The organism is Streptomyces syringium (assembly GCF_017876625.1).
Classification (GTDB): domain Bacteria; phylum Actinomycetota; class Actinomycetes; order Streptomycetales; family Streptomycetaceae; genus Streptomyces; species Streptomyces syringius.
In genome coordinates, this window is sequence record NZ_JAGIOH010000001.1 from 3,108,526 (window position 1) to 3,130,478 (window position 21,953).

Here is a 21,953-nt window from a genome sequence, read left to right on the forward strand (position 1 = left end):
TTTCCCCAGGTCAGAGTCGTTGAAGGAACAACGTCCAGGCCCTTGGGCCCGCCCGTTTCATGACGTTTTGCACTACGCTCCGGGGGCATCGCGCGCGAAGCTGAGGTAGGAATTCGGGGGATCTATTGCAACCGGGAGTACGTCAGTGAGCGCCATGTCCCTTGCCCTGCTGCTTGCCGCTGCCACCGCGACGGCGGCGGGCGCCGCCGCCCTGCACACCACGCGCGGTCTGCGCCGGCAGATCACCGCCCTGCGCACCGAGCTGGCGGCCGCCACGGCGGACCGCCCGGTCCACGCGCCCGTGCCCGCCGCCCGTACCGCCCCCGTGGCGGAGCTCTCCGAGATACGCGCGGCCGTCGCCGACGCGCTCGCCGAGGAGCGCGAGCGGGAGCTGGCCGAGGCCCGCGCGTTCTGGGCGGCGCAGGAGGCCCGGGACGCCGCCGACGCCCCCTCCCTGCTGGGCGGCCTGGCCGGCCTCGGGGACGACCTGCTGACGCCCGACGGCCCCTACAGCGGGCTCTTCGTGCCCCGCCAGGCGGACCTCGCCGGTCTGGAGCCGCTGACGGGCACCGACCCGCTGACGGAGGCGGCCGAGGCCGTCGCCGACGCGGAGGCCGCCGAATCGCCCGAGCTGGCCGCCGCGCGCCGCCGCCACCCCTCGCACCCGGACTTCTCGCCGTTCCCCCAGGTCGACGACCACGAGCGCACCGTCGAGCGCCTCGCCGAGCTGGCGGAGACCCGGATGCCGCTGGCCGACGTCCGCCCCGGGCCGCTCGGCACCCTCGATGTGTACGTCTTCGCCGACGGCACCACGATCTGCATGACCCCGGGCCACCGCGAGACCGCCGAGCGGCTCGCGGACGCGCTGCGCACCGGCGACGCCCCCGTCCTGCTGGGCGGTTCCGGGGTCTCCGGCGCCTACGCCCTGACGTTCGGCTGCGCGTCGGGGAACGTCTACGTCCTCGCCGACCGCGTCATCGCCTCGCTGTAGCCCCTCACGGGCCCGGCAGGGCCCGTACGGGTCCCGGCCCGCCCCCGGGGCCCGGCGCGCCTCCCGCCGCCCTCCGTAAGGCGTTTACAGGCCGCAGCGCTTCGCCGCGGCCTCGACGAGGGCCACCGCCTCGGCCACCCCCGGGCCCGTCGCGGCCGGATCCCCACCGCCGACGGCCAGCGCTTCGGCCAAATCGTGGCCGGCCACGGCCACTTGGTCGGCGACCGCGAACATGCCGGCCTCCGGCATCTCCCGGGGCTCGGGCGTCCCCGGCTCCTCGACGGCTTGCGTCCATGCGGCCAGCTCTCGGGCCAGGGCCAGCGCTTCCGCCGCCGCCCCCCGGCTCAGTCGGGACTGCGGCAGGGCACGCAGCCGGTCGGCGAAGGCGTCCACAGCGGCCAGAAGAGGCGTCACATCATCCACGCCGCGAGCCTATGCGCCGCCCACCGACTGTTGCCAACGCCTGAACACTCAGGCACGGTGACATGAAGGACCATCATTCGACGCGTCCGGAGGCGCCGATGACCCACGTCTTCTCCGACGAGACCCACCGGAATCTGCTCTCCCGAATCCCCCATTGCACCGGCCGCGAGATCGCCGACTGGCTCCGCACGGTCGACGAAGGCCCCTCTCTCTTCCGCTTCGAGGAGAAGGTGAGCTGGCTGCGGGGAGAGCACGACCTCGCATACGGCCACGCCAAGGCGATCGTCCACGAGTACGACCTCCGGCGGGCGGCACGGAAGCTGGGATAGCCGCACCACCCGGCGGAACGACCCCCGACAGACGACGAAGGGCCCGGGAAGGCGATGCCTTCCCGGGCCCTTCCGGTCACCATGGGCGACCGGTGTCCACCTGCTCGTACCGTCAGTCGCTGTTCAGGAGCGAGATCAGCCGGAGCATCTCGGTGTAGATCCACACGAGCGAGAGCGTCAGGCCGAAGGCCGCCAGCCAGGACTCCTCACGGGGCGCGCCGTAGCGGACGCCGTCCTCGATCTGCTTGAAGTCCAGCGCGAGGAACGCCGCGCCGAGCAGCACGCCGACGATGCCGACGACGATGCCGAGGCCGCCGGTGCGGAAGCCGAGGCCGTCGCCGCCGCCGAAGACGGCGAAGAGCATGTTGACGGCCATCAGCAGCACGAAGCCGATCGCGGCCGCCATCACGAAGCGGACGAACCTGCGGTCGACCCGGATGAGGCGGGTCTTGTAGGCGATCAGGACACCCACGAAGACGGCGGTCGTACCGAGCACCGCCTGCATCGGGGCGCCCTGGGCGACGTTGTTGTAGACCTGGCTGATCACACCGAGGAACAGGCCCTCGAAGACGGCGTAGCCGAGGATCAGCGCGGGGACGGGCTTGGCCTTGAACGCCTGGATGAAGCCGAGCACCATCGCGACGAGACCGGCACCGAATCCGAGCGCCACGGGCAGCTCGAGCGCCCAGGCCAGACCGGCGGCGACGACGACCGCACCCAGCGTGATGCCGGTGCGCGAGACGACGTCGTCCATGGTCATCCGGCCGGGCTGCGCCGGCGCCTGCGGGGCACCGTGCTGCAGGTCGGGACCGCCGGTCGCGTACGGGTTCGCCGCGTACGGGTTGGTGGGCTCGGCGTACGGGTTGGTCGCGTAGGGGTTGCCCTGGGTCGCGGCCCCGGCCTGCGGCCCCGCGTTGAAGCCCGCATAGCCGCCGTTGTCGCGGCTGAACCCCCGTCGCGAGAAGACCGGGTTGCTGCTCCTCATTTCACTCCTCCATGGCCACCCTGCGCGGCCTTGCGACAAGGGTAATAGGTAGGCAAAGAAATGGCCCTCCTGCTTGGGGACGATCTTTTCTTTGCGCGTCTTCCCTGACAACGCAAACCGAAGCCGGTCGGTTCCACGTGACGCGTCGCACACCGAGAAACGGTGGGGTACATTCCGCTTCCGGCGGAGACCGCGCCCGCGTGTGGATACAGCACGCGTGCGCGTTGGTGCCCGGAACCGGACTCGAACCGGCACGGCCGTAAGGCCAGCGAGGTTTAAGCTCGCCGTGTCTGCATTCCACCATCCGGGCAGAGCTCTCGGGCCGTAGCGGGCTGGGAGGCGCGCGCGCCTCACCAGAAGAGAGCAGGACGAGCCTATCCGGGGAGCGCCCCCCAAACAGCGGAACGATGACCCGAGGTTGTCTTATTTTATTGGCAACTGAGGGCCTATCAGTGCAGGGATGACGCCAATGGCACATGCCAGAGGCCGATCTCCCCCGTTCATCCCCCCGCCCCTCGCGCCGTCCGCAATTGTCGCAATCTCGTCTCCGGCACTCGGGGGGCACCCTCCTACCAAAGGATGACGAACCGCTCGGCGGCTACCCCTTGAGTCTGTCCCGGGAACGGGAGCTGGGTCTGATCCCGGCGGCACATCCGCCAAGGACGATGGAGAGACGACCCCGACTTCGTCCCGACAGGAGTGCTCCACCGTGACCACCACCCCCTTCGGCGCCCAGACCGCCGTCCGCACCACCGCGGTGGCGGCCCGCGCCACGGACCTCACCAAGGTCTACGGCCAGGGCGAGACCCAGGTGGTCGCCCTGGACGCCGTGTCCGTGGAGTTCCGTCAGGCCGAGTTCACCGCGATCATGGGCCCGTCCGGCTCCGGCAAGTCGACGCTGATGCACTGCATGGCGGGCCTCGACTCCGTCTCCGGCGGCTCGGCGCGGATCGGCGACACCGAGCTCACCTCGCTGAACGACAAGAAGCTCACCCGGCTGCGGCGCGACAAGATCGGCTTCATCTTCCAGGCGTTCAACCTGCTGCCGACGCTGAACGCCCTGGAGAACATCACGCTTCCCATGGACATCGCGGGCCGCAAGCCCGACCAGCAGTGGCTGGACATGGTCGTCGACACCGTCGGCCTCTCCGGGCGGCTCAAGCACCGGCCCAACCAGCTCTCCGGCGGTCAGCAGCAGCGCGTCGCCGTGGCCCGCGCCCTCGCCGGCCGCCCCGAGATCATGTTCGCCGACGAGCCGACCGGAAACCTCGACTCCCGCTCCGGCGCCGAGGTGCTGGGCTTCCTGCGCAACTCGGTGCGCGAGCTGGGCCAGACCGTGGTGATGGTCACCCACGACCCCGTCGCCGCCTCCTACGCCGACCGGGTGGTCTTCCTCGCCGACGGCCGCATCGTCGACGAGCTGCGCGAGCCCACCGCCGACGCGGTCCTCGACCGCATGAAGCGCTTCGACGCCAAGGGCCGCACGAGCTGACGACCGGGGACACCCCCGGCCCGACGCCCGTAGCCCCTTCCCTCTCGTCCCCCTCGCCCCTCACCCGTCACAGGGACGAGGGAACCCCACTCAGGACTGACCATGTTCCGTACCGCCTTGCGCAATGTGCTCGCGCACAAGGCCCGGCTGCTGATGACCGTCCTCGCCGTCATGCTCGGCGTGGCCTTCGTCTCCGGCACCCTGGTCTTCACCTCGACCATCTCGGATGCCTACCAGAAGAGCTCCCAGAAGGGCTTCACCGGCGTCGACGTCGCCATCCAGCCCCACCGGGAGGACGGCGACAAGGGCAAGCCCGGCGCCGCGCCCGACCTCGGCCAGGGCCTGCTCGACCGGGCCGCGAAGGTGCCGGGCGCAGCCTCGGCCACCGGCTCCGTCAACGGCTTCGCCGCGATATCGGACAAGAAGGGCGAGCTCATCGGCGAGGGCTTCGCCTCCGCCGGTGCCAACTACTACCCGGGCGCCGGCGGCAAGGACCCCCGCTACCCGATGAAGAGCGGCCGCGCGCCGCAGGCCAAGGGCGAGATCGCCCTCGACGCCACCACCGCCGACCGCGCGGGCTACAAGGTCGGCGACACCGTCCGGGTCTCGGTGAACGGCCCGGTGCTGCCGCAGAAGGTCACCGGCATCTTCACCACCGACGACGGCAACGTCGCCGCCGGTGGCAGCCTCGCCCTCTTCGACACCCCGACCGCGCAGAAGCTCTACGCCAAGCCCGGCCGCTTCAGCGAGATCGACGTGAAGGCCGCGCCCGGTACCTCCCAGACCGCGCTCAAGGCCGAGCTGGACAAGATCCTGCCGCGCGACGCCGAGGCCACCACCGGCAAGAAGCTCGCCGACGACCAGGCGAAGATCATCGCCGCCGGTATGGACGGCATGAAGAACGCCCTGCTGATCTTCGCGGGCATCTCGCTCTTCGTGGGCATCTTCATCATCGCCAACACCTTCACCATGCTGGTCTCCCAGCGCACCAAGGAGCTGGCGCTGATGCGCGCGGTCGGCGCGAGCCGCCGCCAGGTCACCCGCTCGGTGCTCATCGAGGCGTTCGTCGTCGGCGCGGTCGCGGCCGTCGCGGGCCTCGTGGCCGGCATCGGCATCGGCGCCGGTCTGCGCGCCCTGATGAACGGCACCGGGGCCGTCGTCCCCGACGGGCCGCTCGTGATCCCGCCGTCCGCGGTCATCAGCTCGCTGGTCGTCGGCATCGTCGTGACGATGCTCGCCGCCTGGCTGCCCGGCCGCCGGGCCGCGAAGATCCCGCCGGTCGCCGCCATGAACAGCGTGCACGCCGTGGCCACCACCCGCTCGCTCGTGGTCCGCAACTCCATCGGCGCCGTCCTCTCCGCCGCCGGTGTCGCGCTCGTCCTCGTCTCGAAGACCCAGTCGGTCCTCGGCATCGGCGCCGCGCTGCTGCTCGTCGGCGTCTTCGTGCTCACCCCGCTGCTGTCCCGTCCGCTGATCGCCGCCGCGGCCCCCGTGCTGCGCGTCTTCGGGATCTCCGGCAAGCTCGCCCGGCAGAACGCGGTCCGCAACCCGCGCCGCACCGCCGCGACCGCCTCGGCCCTGATGATCGGCCTCACCCTGATCACCGGTCTGACCGTGATCGCGGGCGGCGTCTCCCAGGCCATCGACAAGATGGCCACGGACGCCATCAAGGCCGACTACATCGTCTCCATGGCGAGCCAGACCCCGCTCTCCCCCGACGTCGAGAAGAAGCTGTCCGCGCTGGACGAGGTCACCGCCGCCACCCCGCTGCGCCAGTCCCCCTCCCGTATCGACGGCGACTTCCAGCAGCTCGTCGGGGTCAACGGCAAGACCATCGCCGACCTCACCAAGCTCGACTTCACCAAGGGCTCGTTCGCCGGCCTCTCCGGCAACAAGGCCGTCGTCGACGACAAGACCGCCCGCAGCTACGGCTGGAAGGTCGGCTCGACCCTCGATGCCACCTACGAGGACGGCAAGCGGGGCAAGCTCACCGTCTCGGGCGTCTACAAGGGCAACGAGCTGATGCGCGGCATCATGGTCGACACCAGGACCCTCGCCCCGCACCAGAGCGAGATCACCGACCAGCAGGTCATGGTCAAGACCAAGTCCGGTACGAGCGAGGCGTCCAAGGAGTCGCTGCGCAAGGCCCTCGGCGACAACCCGGCCATTCAGATCCAGACCAAGAAGGACGTCTCCGAGAGCATCGCCGGCGCGATCAACCTGATGCTCAACATGCTCTACGGGCTGCTCGCGATGGCCGTGATCGTCGCGGTGCTCGGCGTCGTCAACACCCTCGCGATGTCCGTCTTCGAGCGGTCGCAGGAGATCGGCATGCTGCGCGCCATCGGCCTGGACCGCAAGGGCATCAAGCGGATGGTGCGGCTGGAGTCGCTGGTCATCTCGCTCTTCGGCGGTGTGCTCGGCATCGGCCTCGGTGTCTTCTTCGGCTGGGCGGCCGGCGAGCTGATCGGCAACGCCCTGGCCACCTACGAGCTGGTGCTCCCGTGGGGCCGCATGGGGATCTTCCTGCTGCTGGCCGCCGCCGTGGGCGTGCTGGCCGCGCTGTGGCCGGCCCGCCGGGCGGCCCGGCTGAACATGCTCTCGGCCATCAAGGCCGAGTAGCGGGCGCGGGTGCCGCGGCCGGCCCGAATCCGGCCGCGGCACCCGTCACGAAGGCCCGTACCGCGGTGTCGCGGTACGGGCCTTCGCCTTTGCCGGGCTCAGCCCCGCCACTCCCGGGTCCGCAGCGACAGCCCGGACGCCCCGGATTCGGGCGTGCGGACCGCCAGTACCTGGTTGACCCCTATCCGGTTGCGCTCGAAGGACAGGGCGGACGCGGCCATGTAGAGCCGCCAGACGCGGGCGCGGCCGGGCGAGCTGAGCCGGACGGCCTCGTCCCAGTGGGCCTCCAGATTGGCCACCCAGCGGCGCAGCGTCAGGGCGTAGTGCTCGCGCAGCGCCTCCACGTCGCGGACCTCGAACCCGGCCCGCTCCAGCTGCCCGACGGTCCGGCCGACGGGCGCGAGCTCCCCGTCGGGGAAGACGTAGCGGTCGATGAACTCGTCGACCTCGTACGCCCCCTCGTCCCGCAGCGGCCGGCGGGCGATCTGGTGGTTGAGCAGCCGGCCGCCGGGCTTCAGCAGCCCGTACAGCTCGGCAGCGTACTCGGCGTAGCGGGCGGAGCCGACGTGCTCGGCCATGCCGATGGAGGAGATGGCGTCGAAGGGCCCGTCGAAGGTCTCGCGGTAGTCCTGGACGCGGATCTCGACGCGGTCCGCCAGCCCGGCCTCGGCGACCCGCTTGCGGGCGTACGCGGCCTGCTCCTCGGAGAGGGTGATGCCCACCGCGCTCACCCCGTACTCGCGGGCGGCGTGCAGCACCATCGAGCCCCAGCCGCAGCCGACGTCCAGCAGCCGCTGTCCGGGTTCGAGGGCCAACTTGCGGCAGACGAGGTCGAGTTTGGCGTGCTGGGCCTCTTCGAGGGTGGAGCCGGGGCCGGCCCAGTAGGCGCAGGAGTAGACCATCGAGGGGCCGAGGACCCGCTCGTAGAAGGTGTTGCCCACGTCGTAGTGGTGGCTGATGGCCGCCTTGTCGCGGCGCAGGGTGTGCAGCGGGCCGCCGCGGGGGCGCGGTGCCTCCTCGGGCGGCGGCGACGGCGGCAGCCAGGGCCCGGCAATCTTGATCAGCTCGATGCCCGCGCCGCGCGTGCCCGCGTCGCGCAGGGCGGTCAGCAGGGCGGCCAGGCCCGAGGTGCGGGTGGCGCTGCCCTCGCCGCGCTCCCAGAGGGAGCCGGAGAGCAGGTCGAGGGCCTCGTAGAGATCACCGTCGATATCGAGGTCACCGGCGACCCAGGCGCGGGCCAGGCCCAGCTCGCCGGGCTTCCACAGCAGCCTGCGCAGGGCACGACGACGGCGGATGACCAGGACCGGGGTCCCCGGAGGGCCTGACTCGCTGCGGTCCCAGGCACGGAGCCGCACCGGGAGCGGGGCTCCCAGTACCTGCTCCGCGAGCGCGGTGAGCCGTCCAGCGGCGTCGGCCATGTCGCACACCTCCGTGATGAAGCGCCAGGAAAAGATTCATCTGACACCTAAACACTTACGGGTCGCGCTGTACTCCCGTCCCCTGAGACTTGGTCAACTCCCCTGCCGCTAAACATGCCGAAGGGCGCCCACCCCACGGAAGATGGACGCCCTTCGGACTACGTACTGCGGCTCGACGCTAGGAGGCCTTGGCCTTCTCGGCGTCGGCCTTCTGGGCCTGCGGGGCCGGCTTGGCCGCCTCGTAGAACTCCTCGCGGGGGTTCTCCATGGCGCCGAGCGAGACGACCTCGCGCTTGAGGAACATGCCCAGCGTCCAGTCGGCCAGGACGCGGATCTTCCGGTTGAAGGTCGGCATCGCCATGCCGTGGTAGCCACGGTGCATGTACCAGGCGAGACGGCCCTTGAGCTTGATCTTCATCTTGCCCATGACGATCATCGCGACGCCCTTGTGCAGGCCGAGGCCCGCGACGGCGCCCTTGTTGGCGTGCGAGTACGTCTTCTGCGGGAAGCCGCGCATGCCGGAGATCACGTTGTCGCCGAGGACCTTCGCCTGACGCAGCGCGTGCTGGGCGTTCGGCGGGCACCAGGCGTTCGGGTTGCCGGCGTTGCGGCCGACCATGTCCGGAACCTGGGCGTTGTCGCCCGCGGCCCAGATGTAGTCGGTGCCCTGGACCTGGAGGGTCTCGGTGGTGTCGACGTGGCCGCGCGGACCGAGCGGCAGGCCGAAGCGGGCCAGCGCCGGGTTGGGCTTGACGCCCGCGGTCCACACGATCGTGTTGGAGTCGACCTCGAGGCCGTTCTTCAGCACGACGTGGCCGTCGATGCAGGAGTCCATGGACGTCGAGAGGTGGATCTCGATGCCGCGGCTCGCCAGGTGCTGCTTGCCGTACTCGCCGAGCTTCGGGCCGACCTCGGGAAGGATCTTGTCGGCGGCGTCGACGAGGACGAAACGCATGTCCTCGCGCTTGACGTTCGGGTAGTACTTGGCGGCGTCGCGCGCCATGTCCTCGACCTCGCCGATGGTCTCCGCGCCCGCGAAGCCACCGCCGATGAAGACGAAGGTCAGCGCCTTGCGGCGGATCTCCTCGTCGGTCGTGGAGTCAGCCTTGTCGAGCTGCTCCAGGACGTGGTTGCGCAGGCCGATGGCCTCCTCGATGCCCTTCATGCCGATGCCGTTCTCGGCAAGGCCGGGGATCGGGAAGGTTCGGGAGACGGCGCCGAGCGCGATGACCAGGTAATCGAAGGGCAGCTCGTACGCCTCGCCGACGAGCGGCGCGACGGTGGCGACCTTCCGGTCATGGTCGATCGTGGTGACGCGGCCGGTGAGGACCTCCGCCTTGGGCAGCACGCGGCGCAGCGGCACCACGACGTGGCGGGGGGAGATGCTGCCGGCAGCTGCTTCGGGCAGGAAGGGCTGGTAGGTCATGTACGAGCGCGGGTCGACGACCGTGACGGTCGCCTCCGCGTACCGCATCTTCTTAAGGATGCGGCGCGCCGCGTACAGGCCGACGTACCCACCGCCTACTACGAGGATCCGTGGACGCTCCGTGGTGCTCATGTTTCGAGTATCCAGCACTCTCGGGAGGGGTGCTCGTGAGCCCCTTCACAAGGTCTGAGGGCCCATCTGCTACACTCCGCCGCCTCCGTGACCCACGCCATACTCCCGTAAGGGAACCACGCCCGGCCCGCATCCGTTGTTCACCCCTGCTGAACTGGCCTTGCGTCCTCCACGGTCACTGGACCAGCGGTTCGGAACCGTCTGCATAAACGTTCCTTTAACCCGCATGAAACCGGACGGTTTCCGACCGCCAGGGCCTGTCGGGCCCCGAAAGAGGGGCGGAAGGCCCCTGCGGGTGCCCATCGAGCCACTTTTTCATGTGAAGGATTTCACGAACCTTTTTCGCGGAGGGGTCCACGGACCCCATCAACCGTGCCGAGCAGGGCACGCCGACTGTCATCACGCGCAACGGCGCGCCGGTGGCCGCCCTCGTGCCGATCGCGGACTTCGACGCCCTGGAAGCGGCGGCCGACGAGCTGCTCGCCCGTGAGGCAGAAGCGGTCCTTGCCGAGGGCGGCCCGACCGCGACGATGGCTGAACTGCTGGCGGACCTGTTCGCCGAGCGCAGCGAAGACGCGGCGTGAAGTACGCGTTCCGGTTCACTGCGGCGACACAGCGGCAGCTGCGGGCCGTCGACCAGCCTGCCGCCATGTGCATTCTGGCGGCCCTGACCGCACTCGGCGACGACCCGTACCGCGAGGACGCCGATATCAGGAAGCTCACCGGCTCCTCGGGCCTCTACCGGCTCCGAGTCGGCAACTATCGGGGCGCCTACCGGGTAGAGGACGGCGAGCTCGTCATCCTCGTCGTCAAGGTCGGCGACGGCCGCGACGCCTACCGCAACATCTGAGCACCCCGGACTGCGGGCTACGACAGGTACACCCGCTGCCACTCCAGCGACGACATGCCCTGCGCGGCGCCGGCCAGCGCGATCGCCGACGGCGTCTTCAATTGGCCCGCGTGCTGTCGACCCACTCCTGGGCCTTGGCGTAGCCCTGCTCCAGGTACTCCAGCCCCTGGATCATGCACTCCAACTTGTCCGCGTCGCGCGCGACCATGACGTCGAGCGAGTCACCGTTCTCGTACTCGTGGACGACCGCTTGCACCCCTGCCGCCACAGCGGGGTGCCCTGGGACACCTGGTCGGCGGTGACCTTCTCGTTGTCGGCCGCCGTGAGGTAGCGGCGGCCGATCCAGGGGATGTCGCCGATCCGGGTCTCCTGGGTGTCGTGGAAGGTGCAGAGCAGCGCGACCTTCGCGGGGTCGGCGCCTTCCATCATCGCCAGCACCGACCCGATGACGGCGGTGCGGAACCTGTGCTCCGCGATCGACTCGGGGTCCTTCACACCCACGATCCACCAGCCGGTGCGCTTCGCGCGCTTCAGCAGGCCCATTTCCATCAGGTAGCACACGGACCCCTTGGCGTGCTGATCGTCAGTCATGCGGTCTGTCCTCCAGACGGTTCCCGGGCGACTCGCGCCAGACCGTAGTGCACGGCGTGGAGCCGTCGCCGGGACTTGCGGCACGGCACCCCCTCTACGGGCCAACTCGACATCAGAGCGGTCGCGTTCTCCACTCCGTGACGCGTGATGCCCCCCCGCTGAACGGCGGTGAACGATCCCCTGTGCGCCCCCATCCCCGGGAGTACCGTTCTCAGTGTCTGGGTCAGAACGGAGTTGAATATGTCCGATTCCACCTACAGTCCCCCCACCACCTTCGGCCAGCGCGTCAAGAAGGCCCGTGAGCGGGCCGGAAAGACAAGGGCCACCCTCGGCGGTCTCGTCGGACGCTCTCCAGAATGGGTCAAGGCGATCGAGACCGACCGTCTCGGAATGCCCCGGTTCCCCCTGCTCCTCCGACTGGCTTCCGAGCTGGGTGTCGATGACCTCGCCGACCTCACGGGCGACGAACGACTCGCAGCCGCCACCTACACCAAGGCCGCGCATCAAGACCTGCCTGCGATCAAAGCCGCACTGACCACATACCGCATCGCAGACACCGCCGAGGAGCCACCGGCCGTAGCAACGCTGGAGGAACGCGTACGCCACACCTGGCAGGTATGGCACAGCGACGGCGACCACCGCACGCAGGTCGCCCCACTACTGCCCGACCTTTTGGCCAACCTCCAACTGGCGACAAGAGCCCACGAACGGACAGAGCGACGGCGAGCCCTCTCCGCGCTCGCCCAGTGCTACCACCTCGCACAGCTCTTCCTCAGCTTCCAGCCCTCCCCGGAAGCCGTCATGCTCACCGGTGACCGGGCAATGACGGCGGCACAGGACGCCGACGACCCGCACGCCATCGCCGTCGCCGCCTGGTACCTCAATCACATCTTCCGCGACGCCGGAGAACGCCACGAGGCACGTGTGGAGCTCGCCATGCGGGCCGTGGATCTCCTCAGGCCCGACAAGGGCCCCGAGGATCTCGCCCGCTGGGGACTGCTCCACCTTGCCGCCGCCCTGTCGTACGCCAAGGTCGGCAAGGCCGGCGATGCGTGGCGGCACTGGGACCACGCCGACAAGGCGGCCAAGAGCCTCGGCGACGCGTACGCGCACCCGTTTCTGATTTTCGGCCGTGGCGTGGTCGACGCCTATGCCATCACGATGAATGCCGACCTGGTCCGGGGCCAGGCCGCCGTCGATGCCACCCGGGTCGACCTGGCTCCGATCCCGTCGGCCACGCGCCGCAGCTTCCACCTTGTCGAGTCCGCACGGGCGTACAGCATGCAGGGCAAGGACGAGGACATCGCGGTGGTGACCTTGCTGAAGAAGGCACACGCGGAGTCGCCCGAGACCGTCAGGTTCAACCTCTTCGCGCGCTCTGCGGTATCCGAACTGGCCACCACAGGAAGCGCTGTCATCAGGAAGGACGCGCAGCAGTTGCACCGGGAGATGCGGCTCCCAGCGGTGGCATAGGTACTTTTCATACCCCTTGCCGAGGGGGTACAAGGCCTACCCCTCACCCGCCCCCGGCGGTCATACGGTCTTCTCTCCACGACCGACGACGCCGGGGGTTTCCCGTGGGCACCGCCAAGGACCGCATTGGTCTCGCACCGCTTCCGAAACAGCCGCCCTGCTTGGTATGCAAGGGCATCAAAGCTGCCCGCAGCAAGGCGCTCCACGCGGGGCAGGTGAGAAGCGCCGCGCGGGAGCGACTGTCATTCCTCATCGCCGCGTGGGGCATTGACGGTGCCCTCCGCGTCGAGCACCCGACGAGACGCGCGCCGGAACCATCAGCGGACGGCGGCGATCTCCCACCCGGCATCATGCGGCTTCCGGAATGCGAGTGCCCGGAGCACCGGGCGGGGCGCGGTCGGCCGGACTCGTCCGTACGGCTGCCCACTCCTCCCGGGCCGGGCGCTTCCCGGGACGGGAGCTGTCGGTAATGGGACGGGCGCGATCTCCCGTTCGCCGGGCGTGGGGTTCCTTGGAGATGTGGTGGTGTCTGCACGGCCAGTTCTCCAGGCCCGTACGGGCCGTCTGGCCGAGCCGTCGGCGGGCGCACGCCCACGCTTCCGCCTGGCTGGCGAAGCCGGGGTTCCTCGATGGGATGCACAAGGCAGCGAGGCGGCCGAGCCTCAACCGCACACCGGATGAGGTGATCGGCCTCCCCCACACCAGCGGGCCGCCCGCCGTGCCGACCCCGACATGCCCACCGCAACCCGCGCCTACTACCTCCCCGCTCTACCTGACGCACGCGGTGCATCTGTCAGGCGAAGAGCCTGCGGCAGTCCACAGATCCCAGATGACTGACGACACGCCGTTCCCGGACGAGCCGCCGAGCAATCGATTCATGATCGGGCTGCTGATCAAGCGCGATCTGCCCGACAGGTCCGGGCCCTCCGAATGGCGCGGCAAGCACCCCAAGGAGCGGACGAAGCTGGTCGCCCGTAAGGGATGGGTGTGTCTCGACTGCGTACGGGAGAACAGCCGCCCGCAGTAGTCACCGCGCCACGCCGCCAAGCCCACGGCAGCGTGAACCGGCCCCGGTCCGCTGCGCGCGGGCCGGGGCCGGTTCATGCCTGTCGACTGCGAATCACCGCAGGTCAGAACGGTCAGGCGTCGTCGCCGGTCGCCACCGACCACGCGATGCCGTCCAGGATGTCGTGTTCGCTCACCACGACCTCCTGGGCGCCGATCCGTTCCATCACCGACTGGAGGACGAGCGCCCCCGCGCCGATGACGTCCACCCGGCCCGGGTGTATGGCCGGGATCGCCGCGCGCTGCTCGTGGGTCGAGGACAGCAGCATGCCGGTGACCTCCTGGACCTGGTCCAGGGAGATCCGTGCGTGATGGATCGCGGAGGAGTCGTACTCCGGCAGGCCCAGCGCGATGGACGCGACCGTGGTGACCGAGCCGGCCAGGCCGACGAGGGTGCGGGCCTCGGTGAGGGGGACGGTCTCCTCTGCCAGGTCCAGGGCCGCCTCGATGTCGGCCTTTATGGCGGAGAGCCGGCGATACGTCGGCGGGTCGGTGACCACGCCGTCGTGGACCAGGTGACGCTCGGTCATCCGGACGCAGCCGACGTCCACGCTGCGCGCCGCGCGGACGTGCTCCTCGCCGACGACGAACTCCGTCGAGCCGCCGCCGATGTCCACCACCAGGTACGGCGTCGGCAGGTCGTCGCGGCCCGTCAGTTCCTTGGTGGCGCCGGTGAAGGAGAACTCGGCCTCCTGGTCACCGCTGATCACCTCGGGCTCGACGCCCAGGATGTCGACCACGCCGCGCACGAAGTCCTCGCGGTTCTCCGCGTCGCGGGAGGCGGACGTCGCCACGAAGCGCAGCCGGCTCGCGCCGAGCTCCTTGATGACCTCGGCGTACTCCCGGCAGGCGGCGAAGGTGCGCTCCAGCGCCTCCGGCGCGAGCCGGCCCGTGCGGTCGACGCCCTGGCCGAGGCGGACGATGGTCATCCGCCGGTCGAGCTCCTTGAGTTCGCCGGTGGCTGGGTCGACGTCCGCGACGAGGAGCCGGATGGAGTTGGTGCCGCAGTCGATGGCCGCGACGCGAGTCATGCGCACTCCTGAAGGGTTGGATCGGCCGCCCGGGCGGCGCGGCCGGGGGTCTGCTGCCGGGCGGGGCTCACGCCTTCGCGTCGGCGTCGCACGTCCCGTCGGTGTCGCACGGGCTGACGCAGGGGCCCTTGGCCCACCACTCGGGGAGCATCGCGATGGCCTCGTCGCCCAGCGGGTTCACACCGGGGCCCGCGGCGAGGGAGTGGCCAACGAGCACGTGCAGGCACTTGACCCGGTCCGGCATGCCGCCGGCGCTCGGGAAGCCCTCCAGCACCTCGATGGCGTCACGGCGGGTGATGTAGTCCTCGTGCGCGGCGCGGTAGGCGGCGGCCAGCTCCGGGTCGGTCGCCAGCCGGGCGGTCATGTCCTTCATGACGCCGTCCGCCTCCAGCGTGCCGATCGCGGAGGCGGCGCGCGGGCAGGTCAGGTAGTACAGCGTCGGGAACGGCGTGCCGTCCTCCAGACGCGGCTGCGTCTCGACGACGTCGGGGTTGCCGCAGGGGCAGCGGTGGGCGATGGCGCGCAGACCGCGCGGCGGGCGGCCCAGCTGCTCCTTGAACGCCGCGATGTCCGCGTCGGTCGGCTCGGTGGGCTCGGTCTTCGGAGGAGGGGTGTCCATGTGTCGCTCGTACTCGCTCGTACTCGGTGTTCTCGAATGGTCGGGGGCAGGCCCGAAAAGGGCCTTACGGGGAGTCCGTGGCGTCCACGCCGTCCCAGAGGTTGCTGTACCAGGGGCGGTTGGCCGCGCCCTGGTCCGTGCGGCGCTTGGCGGGCCCGCTGCCGTCCACCACGCTGTAGCCGGTCTCCCCGGGGCGTACGTAGTGCAGGTGCTCGCGCGCCTGCGCCTCGACGTACGCCGGGTCCTCCAGCCGCGCCTTCTGCTCCTGCAGCTGCTTGACCTGTTCGCGGGCGCGCTCGGACTGGCGCCGCTGGTCGGCGATGTCCGAGCGCTGGGTGACCCACTGGCGCATGGGGTAGGCCAGCGCGACGACCAGGGAGCAGACGACGAGCGCGAGGAGCGCGGCGCGGCCGGTGAGCCGGCTGCGGCGGGGCGGCCGCGCGCGGTAGACCCGGCCGCCACGGGCCGACGGGCCCTGTACGAGCACCGTGCCGAGCGCCTTGAGCCTGGTCGCGGTGGGCAACCGTTCCGCCGCCACGTCGCCTCCCCGTGGTCTCTGAACGAACGTACGTCCTCGGCCACGGTACGGGACCGTGGCCGAGGACGTAGTGAGGCTGCCGTCTGTCCCGGGAGGGTTTTCGGCCGGGAATGTTCAGCTCCCGTTCAGAGCCCTTGAGCCGGGGGTGCCGGCCGGGGTGTCAGCCGGGTGTCAGCCCTTGAAGCGCGGGAAGGCGCTGCGGCCGGCGTAGACCGCGGCGTCGTCGAGGATCTCCTCGATGCGCAGCAGCTGGTTGTACTTGGCGACGCGCTCGGAGCGGGCCGGGGCACCGGTCTTGATCTGGCCGCAGTTGGTGGCGACGGCCAGGTCGGCGATGGTGACGTCCTCGGTCTCGCCGGAGCGGTGGGACATCATGCACTTGAAGCCGTTGCGCTGGGCGAGCTCGACGGCGTCGAGGGTCTCGGTCAGCGAACCGATCTGGTTGACCTTGACCAGCAGGGCGTTGGCGGCGCCCTCCTCGATGCCGCGGCCGAGGCGCTCGGGGTTGGTGACGAACAGGTCGTCACCGACGATCTGCACCTTGTCGCCGAGACGCTCGGTGAGGGTCTTCCAGCCGTCCCAGTCGTCCTCGAACAGCGGGTCCTCGATGGAGACCAGCGGGTACGCGGCGACGAGCTCCGCGTAGTAGTCCGTCATCTCGGCGGCCGAGCGGGACTTGCCCTCGAACTCGTACGAGCCGTCCTTGTAGAACTCGGACGCGGCGACGTCGAGCGCGAGCGCGACGTCCTGGCCGGGGGTGTAACCGGCCTCCTTGATGGCCTCGAGGATGAGGTCGAGGGCCTCGCGGTTGGAGCCGAGGTTCGGGGCGAAGCCGCCCTCGTCGCCAAGGCCGGTGGACAGGCCCTTGCGCTTCAGGACGGCCTTGAGGGTGTGGTAGACCTCGGTGCCCCAGCGCAGCGCCTCGGAGAAGGACTCCGCGCCGATCGGCGCGATCATGAACTCCTGGATGTCCACGTTGGAGTCGGCGTGCGACCCACCGTTGAGGATGTTCATCATCGGAACGGGCAGCAGGTGCGCGTTCGGGCCGCCGAGGTAGCGGAAGAGCGGCAGGTCGGACGCCTCGGAGGCGGCGTGCGCGACGGCGAGGGAGACGCCGAGGATGGCGTTGGCGCCGAGCGAGCCCTTGTTGTCGGTGGCGTCCAGGTCGAACATGGCCTGGTCGATCAGGCGCTGCTCGGTGGCGTCGTAGCCGACGAGCTCCGGGCCGATCTGCTCGATGACGGCGAGGACGGCCTTCTCGACACCCTTGCCGAGGTAGCGGTTCTTGTCACCGTCGCGGAGCTCGATGGCCTCGAAGGCGCCGGTGGAGGCGCCGGACGGCACGGCCGCACGGCCCGTGGAGCCGTCGTCGAGGCCGACCTCGACCTCGACCGTGGGGTTGCCTCGCGAGTCGAGGATCTCGCGAGCTACGACGACGTCGATAGACGGCACGTGCGTCTCCTTCGTGTGTGTCTGAAGTTCTGCCCCCGAGCCTAACGGGCTCCGGGGGTTCCCCCCGCCGGTGGACCACCTGGCGAGCCGAAAAACCGCACAAATGCCGAGATCATCGGACGAATAGCCGATGTGTTCGCCGAGCGGAGAATCCGGACACCGGGGGCCGGGCAGTCGAGTCGTCCCCGGAAACGGCGGAGCCCCGCTCCGGCGCGCCCCGGGGGGAAGGCGCGTCGGAGCGGGGCGGTCCGCTGTGAGCACTGGGGGCGCGGCGCGGTGGCCGGCCCGCCGGATCAGCTGAGGTGCAGCTGCTGGCCCACGAAGATCAGGTCGGCGTTCTCGACGATGTCCTTGTTGAGCTCGTGCAGCTTCTGCCAGCCGCCCTTGACCTTCTTGGCCTCGGCGATCTTGGCGAGGGTGTCGCCGGCCTTGACCTCGTACTCGCCGTCGCCCTTCTTGAAGGACTTCGGGGTGGCCTTCGGGGCCGGGGCCGGGGCGTCGTCCTCGTCGTCGGCCTGGGCCTGCGGGGCGGCCTTCGGGGCGGCCTGCTGCTTCGGGGCCTGGCGCTCGCTGCGGTCCGCGTGCGACTTGGTGGAGGTGCCGCGCGAGGACGAGGAGGAGGAGCCGGAGGTGTCGACGTCGGCCTTCGGGCCGCCGGCGGTCAGGCCACCGGCGCCGGCGCAGCCCCAGGCACCCGGGCCCTGCATGGCGAGCAGCTTCTCGGCGACGGCGATCTGCTGGCTCTTGGTGGCGTGGTCGGCGCGGTCGGCGTAGGCCTGGCCGCCGGCGGCGTTCCAGGACGACTGCGAGAACTGCAGGCCGCCGTAGTAGCCGTTGCCGGTGTTGATGGACCAGTTGCCACCGGACTCGCACTGCGCGACGGCGTCCCAGGTGTCGACGGAGGCGGCGCTGGCGGAGGTCGCGGCCATCAGGGGCGCGGCCACGGCGACACCGGCGACACCGGCGAGCGTGACGATGCGAACGGCCTTGGACGGACGACGGTGCTTGCCCTTGGACATGAGTCGTTTCCTCACCGACGCCTACGAGGTGAGCTGTCGGGTTCGGGCTGTGAGTTGCCCGGCCTGGTGTGCGGTGCACACTCGGCTTCACCCCAAGCCGTCCCGCCCCCGTCGGTCGAATGACCGGCTGGGCCGTTCCGGCGCCTACCTTGGTTCCCCCGCTCCTGCCTACGGCGCTTTCGCGACGACCCCTCCGGCCGCCGGCAGGATTCGGCGTGGCGGCCGTGGTGCTCGCGGTGGCGAGCGGTGACGACGTTAGACACAGCCGGCGTACGGGTTCAAACCCCTGATTCCAGCCACAGTTGCCTCTTGTTACCCACGGGAACACCTTGTTTCCGCAGGTGAGAGACCATGAACAAACTCCGGACGAGCGCCTTCCGACCAGAAGTCAACGAGACCCATGTCTCACTTTCGACTGGAACGGACATTCCCCGCGAAGTCTGCTCTATTTCCCGGCTTTTTTCTTGACCTCAAGCTTCTGACCAGGCTGGATCAGGTCCGGATCGGCCCCTACCACCTTCTTGTTGTCCTCATAGAGGGAGGACCAGCCGCCCTCGACGGCGTGCTGCTCCGCAATGGCTGACAGATTGTCACCGGGGCGCACCGTGTAGTCGCCGGCGCCCGGCTGGTCCGTGCGCGTACCCCCGTCGCGCGAGGCGCGGCCGTCGTCCGAACGCGGCGTCCCGGAGTGCTCCTTGTCCGTGCCGTTCGCGCCGTCCGTGCCGTCCGAGCCGTCGGTGCCGTCGGGCGTCGGCGTGCCGGAGGGGGTGCCGGGTGTGGTCGAGGGGATCTCGGTGGGGTCGTCCGTGGAGGGCTTGCGGTGCTTGCCGCCCTCGGACGATCCGTCCGTGGGGTGCGCGGAGTCGCCGGGCACCGGCTCGGTGGGCTTGCCGGTCGGCTCGTCGGTCCCTGTGGGCGCGGACGGCGAGGGAGAGGAGTCGGGGGACGACGGGGACGAGGGGGACGGCGAGGAGGAGGGTTCGGACGGCTTCTCGGTCTCGGAGGAGTCGGGAGAGGGGGTCGACGGGGTGGAGGGGGTGTTGCGCGTCGGCGCGGGCTTGGCGGGCGCCTCCGGCTCGGGGGTGTGCGTGCTGCCGGGGTTGACCTCCGGCGCCTTGCCGCCCTTCGCGAGCCCCGAGGACACCGCGCAGCTCGGCCAGGCGTCCGGGCCGCGGCTCGCGAGGATCTTCTCGGCCACGGCGATCTGCTGCGAGCGGCTGGCGAGGTCGGGGCGCGGCGCGTAGTCCGTACCGCCGTTCTGCTGCCACATCTCCTGCGTCATCTGCAGTCCGCCGAAGAAGCCGTTGCCGGCGTTGGAGCTCCAGACGCCTCCGCTCTCGCACCGGGCGACCTTGTCCCACGTCTCGGCCTCCGCGGCGTTCGCGCCGGTGGCGGCGAGCAGCGGCATGGCGAGGGACGCGCCCGTCACCCCCGCCGCGACCACGATCGCCGGTACCTGACGGGGTCTGCGGTGTCTACCGTTGCCGGAGCGCATGCGTTGGCCTCTCGTTGGCGGCTCAGTTGATGGTGGTCGAACATAGCGACGGACCACAGGAGTCACAAGCCGGTGTAGCGGAGGTCACGCGAAGGTCACGTGAGTTGACGTATGGTCATCTGATACGCGCAGTGAATTCCACCGGAAGCGTGCGTAGACCACGCATAATCAGCCCGCCGCGCCACCTCAACTCCTCCGGGTCGGCGGCGAGTCGCAGGTCCGGCAGGCGGCGCAGCAGGGTCGCGAGCGCGGCCTGGCCCTCCAGCCGGGCGAGCGGCGCGCCCAGGCAGTAGTGGATGCCGTGCCCGTAGCCGAGGTGCTGATTGTCACGCCGGGACAGGTCGAGGGTGTCCGGCTCGGCGAACCGCTCGGGGTCGCGGTCGGCGGCCGCGAGCACGACGAGCACGGGGTCGCCGGCGGCGATGCGCTGCCCGCCCAGGGTGATCGGCTCGGTCGCGAACCGCCAGGTAGCGAGCTCCACCGGCCCGTCGTAACGCAGCAGTTCCTCCACACCGGTGGCGAGCAGGCTCTCGTCGCCCTCCGCCAGGGCGCGTTGCAGGCGCTCGCGCTCGCCGGGGTTGCGCAGCAGGGCGTAGACGCCGTTGCCGATCAGATTCACGGTGGTCTCGAAGCCGGCGAACAGCAGGATGAAGGCCATCGCGGCGGCCTCGTTCTCCGTGAGGTGCTCGCCGTGGTCGCTGGCGCGGATGAGGCCGGAGATGAGGTCGTCGTCGCCTCCTTCGCCCAGTTCTTCCCGCTTGCGGTGGATCAGCTCGGCGAGATAGCCGCGCATCTTCTTCACCGACCGGGCCACCCCGCCGCGCGGCCCTCCGCCGTGGCGGATCATCATGCCCGCCCAGTCGCGGAAGTCGTCCTGGTCCTCGCGGGGCACACCGAGCAGGTCGCAGATCGCGTAGATGGGCAGCGGGAAGGCGAACTCGTGGATCAGATCCGCCTCGCCCTTCTCGATGAAGGCATCGATGAGCTGGTCGGTGAGCTCCTGCACGCGCGGGGCGAACTCGGCGACGCGGCGCGGGGTGAAGGCCTTCGACACCAGCCGGCGCAGCCGGGTGTGGTCCGGCGGGTCGATGTTGAGCAGATGCGTCATCAGGTTCGCGCTGCGCTCGCCCGGAATGCCGACCTTGCCCTTGCCGTGCGCGGACTCGGAGTGGTGGGCCGGGTTCTTCGACAGCCGCTGGTCGGCGAGGGCCTGGCGGGCGTCGGCGTAACGGGTGACGAGCCAGGCCTCGACGCCGCTGGGCAGGGCGGTGCGGTGCACGGGCGCGTGTTCGCGCAGCCAGGCGTACGCGGGGTACGGGTCGGCGGCGAATTCCCAGGTGAAAAGGGGCGGCGCGGGGGGTGTGTCCTTGTTCTCGTGCACCCCCCGACGCTACCTCGGGCCCTGCGGGTCTTGACCTGTGCACCTCCGCTGCGCGGCGGGGTCCTCAAGCGCCGGACGGGCTGCATTTGCAGCCCGCTGGGGGCACCTCCCAACGGTAGCTGGGGGAGCTTGAGGACGCGCCCGCAGGGCGCCCGCCGCCGCAGGCGGCACAGACGGCCTACGTATGACCCCCGCCGCCGCTGCCGAAGCCACCGCTGCCGCCCTCGTGCCACTTCTTGCGCTCCTCCGACAGCTCTTCCTCGTGGCTGGCGGGGTTCAGCTCGTGCGGCAGCATCCGGTGTTCCTGGTCCAGTGGCGGCACTTCGTTCTGTTCGTGGTGCTCGGTGACATAGCCGACCGTGCCCTCCTCGTCGGCGTGGCCCGGGCCGTGGTCGGGCGACTTGGGGCCTTCGCGCTGCTCCTCCGGCGTGCTCCACGCGCCCATGCGCCGCTGTGGCGCGGCCGGGGGCGGCGGTTCCGCGTCACGTTTCCGGCGTCCCCAGAAGACGGCGACGATCAGGAGGATGGTGACGATCACGCCGACGACCGCGGGCGCGATACCGACGAGATGGTCGCGGTTGGCGAGGTCCATGTTCTCCAGCATGCGGTCCGGTTACCCCC

At 70.4% G+C, this 21,953-nt stretch carries 20 protein-coding genes, 1 tRNA gene, 1 pseudogene and 1 riboswitch; of the genes and pseudogenes, 8 read left to right on the forward strand and 14 right to left on the reverse strand.

Translation table 11 applies throughout. The features are described from left to right. Nucleotides 1-145: 145 nt before the first annotated feature. Nucleotides 146-991 carry a hypothetical protein gene (locus JO379_RS13700; RefSeq protein WP_130878210.1) on the forward strand — a complete coding sequence of 282 codons (846 nt, stop codon included), beginning with the start codon at nucleotides 146-148 and terminating at the stop codon, nucleotides 989-991. 84 nt (nucleotides 992-1,075) lie between these two features. On the opposite strand, the gene JO379_RS13705 is transcribed toward JO379_RS13700, so the two are convergent. Continuing rightward, nucleotides 1,076-1,414 carry a hypothetical protein gene (locus JO379_RS13705; RefSeq protein ID WP_130878211.1) on the reverse strand — a complete coding sequence of 113 codons (339 nt, stop codon included), beginning with the start codon at nucleotides 1,412-1,414 and terminating at the stop codon, nucleotides 1,076-1,078. Nucleotides 1,415-1,512: 98 nt separating this feature from the next. Here JO379_RS13705 and JO379_RS13710 point away from each other — a divergent pair, with 98 nt between their 5' ends. After that, nucleotides 1,513-1,743 (forward strand): DUF4287 domain-containing protein, encoded by a 231-nt coding sequence (locus JO379_RS13710; RefSeq protein WP_130878224.1) that lies wholly within the window; start codon nucleotides 1,513-1,515, stop codon nucleotides 1,741-1,743. A gap of 112 nt (nucleotides 1,744-1,855) precedes the next feature. On the opposite strand, the gene JO379_RS13715 is transcribed toward JO379_RS13710, so the two are convergent. After that, nucleotides 1,856-2,728, reverse strand: a complete 873-nt coding sequence (locus tag JO379_RS13715) for a Bax inhibitor-1/YccA family protein (RefSeq protein ID WP_130878212.1) — start codon at nucleotides 2,726-2,728, stop codon at nucleotides 1,856-1,858. A gap of 225 nt (nucleotides 2,729-2,953) precedes the next feature. Next, nucleotides 2,954-3,038, reverse strand: a tRNA-Leu gene (locus JO379_RS13720). A 399-nt stretch (nucleotides 3,039-3,437) separates the two neighbouring features. On the opposite strand from JO379_RS13720, the gene JO379_RS13725 reads away from it, so the two are divergent. Then, entirely contained in the window at nucleotides 3,438-4,220 is a 783-nt protein-coding gene (locus tag JO379_RS13725; RefSeq protein ID WP_130878213.1) for an ABC transporter ATP-binding protein, read from the forward strand. A 102-nt stretch (nucleotides 4,221-4,322) separates the two neighbouring features. After that, nucleotides 4,323-6,842, forward strand: coding sequence for an ABC transporter permease (locus JO379_RS13730; RefSeq protein ID WP_209515115.1), 2,520 nt, complete (start codon nucleotides 4,323-4,325; stop codon nucleotides 6,840-6,842). A gap of 98 nt (nucleotides 6,843-6,940) precedes the next feature. Here JO379_RS13730 and JO379_RS13735 read toward each other — a convergent pair whose 3' ends face one another. Both JO379_RS13735 and JO379_RS13740 read right to left on the reverse strand, forming a co-directional pair. Further along, the gene (locus JO379_RS13735) at nucleotides 6,941-8,260 is read right to left on the reverse strand and encodes an SAM-dependent methyltransferase (protein ID WP_209515116.1); all 1,320 of its coding nucleotides are present in this window, start codon (nucleotides 8,258-8,260) and stop codon (nucleotides 6,941-6,943) included. Nucleotides 8,261-8,438: 178 nt separating this feature from the next. After that, nucleotides 8,439-9,818 (reverse strand): NAD(P)/FAD-dependent oxidoreductase, encoded by a 1,380-nt coding sequence (locus JO379_RS13740; protein ID WP_130878216.1) that lies wholly within the window; start codon nucleotides 9,816-9,818, stop codon nucleotides 8,439-8,441. 326 nt (nucleotides 9,819-10,144) lie between these two features. Here JO379_RS13740 and JO379_RS13745 point away from each other — a divergent pair, with 326 nt between their 5' ends. Further along, on the forward strand, nucleotides 10,145-10,402 hold the full coding sequence (locus tag JO379_RS13745; protein WP_209518698.1) for a type II toxin-antitoxin system prevent-host-death family antitoxin: 258 nt from the start codon (nucleotides 10,145-10,147) through the stop codon (nucleotides 10,400-10,402). Next, entirely contained in the window at nucleotides 10,399-10,668 is a 270-nt protein-coding gene (locus JO379_RS13750) for a type II toxin-antitoxin system RelE family toxin (RefSeq protein ID WP_209515117.1), read from the forward strand. Before JO379_RS13745 ends, JO379_RS13750 begins: the two co-directional genes overlap by 4 nt. Nucleotides 10,669-10,685: 17 nt before the next feature. Here the strand turns inward: JO379_RS13750 and JO379_RS13755 are convergent. Beyond that, nucleotides 10,686-11,259, reverse strand: a pseudogene (locus JO379_RS13755) (HD domain-containing protein). A 240-nt stretch (nucleotides 11,260-11,499) separates the two neighbouring features. Between JO379_RS13755 and JO379_RS13760 the strand changes: the two are divergent. Then, nucleotides 11,500-12,732 carry a helix-turn-helix domain-containing protein gene (locus tag JO379_RS13760; protein ID WP_209515119.1) on the forward strand — a complete coding sequence of 411 codons (1,233 nt, stop codon included), beginning with the start codon at nucleotides 11,500-11,502 and terminating at the stop codon, nucleotides 12,730-12,732. An 829-nt stretch (nucleotides 12,733-13,561) separates the two neighbouring features. After that, nucleotides 13,562-13,759, forward strand: coding sequence for a hypothetical protein (locus JO379_RS13765; protein WP_130879190.1), 198 nt, complete (start codon nucleotides 13,562-13,564; stop codon nucleotides 13,757-13,759). 112 nt (nucleotides 13,760-13,871) lie between these two features. Here the strand turns inward: JO379_RS13765 and JO379_RS13770 are convergent, their stop codons facing one another. From JO379_RS13770 to JO379_RS13805, 8 genes are all read right to left on the reverse strand, one after another. Then, nucleotides 13,872-14,828, reverse strand: coding sequence for a Ppx/GppA phosphatase family protein (locus tag JO379_RS13770; RefSeq protein WP_209515121.1), 957 nt, complete (start codon nucleotides 14,826-14,828; stop codon nucleotides 13,872-13,874). Between the two features lie 67 nt (nucleotides 14,829-14,895). After that, the gene (locus JO379_RS13775; protein ID WP_130879188.1) at nucleotides 14,896-15,447 is read right to left on the reverse strand and encodes a DUF501 domain-containing protein; all 552 of its coding nucleotides are present in this window, start codon (nucleotides 15,445-15,447) and stop codon (nucleotides 14,896-14,898) included. Nucleotides 15,448-15,511: 64 nt separating this feature from the next. Then, on the reverse strand, nucleotides 15,512-15,985 hold the full coding sequence (locus tag JO379_RS13780; protein WP_130879187.1) for an FtsB family cell division protein: 474 nt from the start codon (nucleotides 15,983-15,985) through the stop codon (nucleotides 15,512-15,514). 171 nt (nucleotides 15,986-16,156) lie between these two features. After that, on the reverse strand, nucleotides 16,157-17,437 hold the full coding sequence (gene eno, locus JO379_RS13785) for a phosphopyruvate hydratase (RefSeq protein WP_130879186.1): 1,281 nt from the start codon (nucleotides 17,435-17,437) through the stop codon (nucleotides 16,157-16,159). 293 nt (nucleotides 17,438-17,730) lie between these two features. After that, complete coding sequence (locus tag JO379_RS13790; protein WP_209515123.1) at nucleotides 17,731-18,456, reverse strand: LysM peptidoglycan-binding domain-containing protein; 726 nt, start codon at nucleotides 18,454-18,456, stop codon at nucleotides 17,731-17,733. Nucleotides 18,457-18,459: 3 nt separating this feature from the next. Further along, nucleotides 18,460-18,642: riboswitch (cyclic di-AMP (ydaO/yuaA leader) on the reverse strand. 259 nt (nucleotides 18,643-18,901) lie between these two features. After that, nucleotides 18,902-19,900 carry a transglycosylase family protein gene (locus JO379_RS13795; RefSeq protein WP_307841989.1) on the reverse strand — a complete coding sequence of 333 codons (999 nt, stop codon included), beginning with the start codon at nucleotides 19,898-19,900 and terminating at the stop codon, nucleotides 18,902-18,904. Between the two features lie 166 nt (nucleotides 19,901-20,066). Beyond that, nucleotides 20,067-21,332, reverse strand: coding sequence for a cytochrome P450 family protein (locus tag JO379_RS13800; RefSeq protein WP_130879183.1), 1,266 nt, complete (start codon nucleotides 21,330-21,332; stop codon nucleotides 20,067-20,069). 178 nt (nucleotides 21,333-21,510) lie between these two features. Next, nucleotides 21,511-21,936, reverse strand: coding sequence for a DUF6479 family protein (locus JO379_RS13805; protein WP_242626176.1), 426 nt, complete (start codon nucleotides 21,934-21,936; stop codon nucleotides 21,511-21,513). Nucleotides 21,937-21,953: the final 17 nt, after the last annotated feature.

Bases quoted from the DNA above. Each gene is read 5' to 3' on its own strand.
- JO379_RS13790 (WP_209515123.1), bottom strand. From the start codon at position 18,456: ATGTCCAAGGGCAAGCACCGTCGTCCGTCCAAGGCCGTTCGCATCGTC.
- JO379_RS13730 (WP_209515115.1), top strand. From the start codon at position 4,323: ATGTTCCGTACCGCCTTGCGCAATGTGCTCGCGCACAAGGCCCGGCTG.
- JO379_RS13735 (WP_209515116.1), bottom strand. From the start codon at position 8,260: ATGGCCGACGCCGCTGGACGGCTCACCGCGCTCGCGGAGCAGGTACTG.
- JO379_RS13765 (WP_130879190.1), top strand. From the start codon at position 13,562: ATGACTGACGACACGCCGTTCCCGGACGAGCCGCCGAGCAATCGATTC.
- JO379_RS13740 (WP_130878216.1), bottom strand. From the start codon at position 9,818: ATGAGCACCACGGAGCGTCCACGGATCCTCGTAGTAGGCGGTGGGTAC.
- JO379_RS13770 (WP_209515121.1), bottom strand. From the start codon at position 14,828: ATGACTCGCGTCGCGGCCATCGACTGCGGCACCAACTCCATCCGGCTC.
- JO379_RS13760 (WP_209515119.1), top strand. From the start codon at position 11,500: ATGTCCGATTCCACCTACAGTCCCCCCACCACCTTCGGCCAGCGCGTC.
- JO379_RS13710 (WP_130878224.1), top strand. From the start codon at position 1,513: ATGACCCACGTCTTCTCCGACGAGACCCACCGGAATCTGCTCTCCCGA.
- JO379_RS13805 (WP_242626176.1), bottom strand. From the start codon at position 21,936: ATGCTGGAGAACATGGACCTCGCCAACCGCGACCATCTCGTCGGTATC.
- JO379_RS13715 (WP_130878212.1), bottom strand. From the start codon at position 2,728: ATGAGGAGCAGCAACCCGGTCTTCTCGCGACGGGGGTTCAGCCGCGAC.
- JO379_RS13775 (WP_130879188.1), bottom strand. From the start codon at position 15,447: ATGGACACCCCTCCTCCGAAGACCGAGCCCACCGAGCCGACCGACGCG.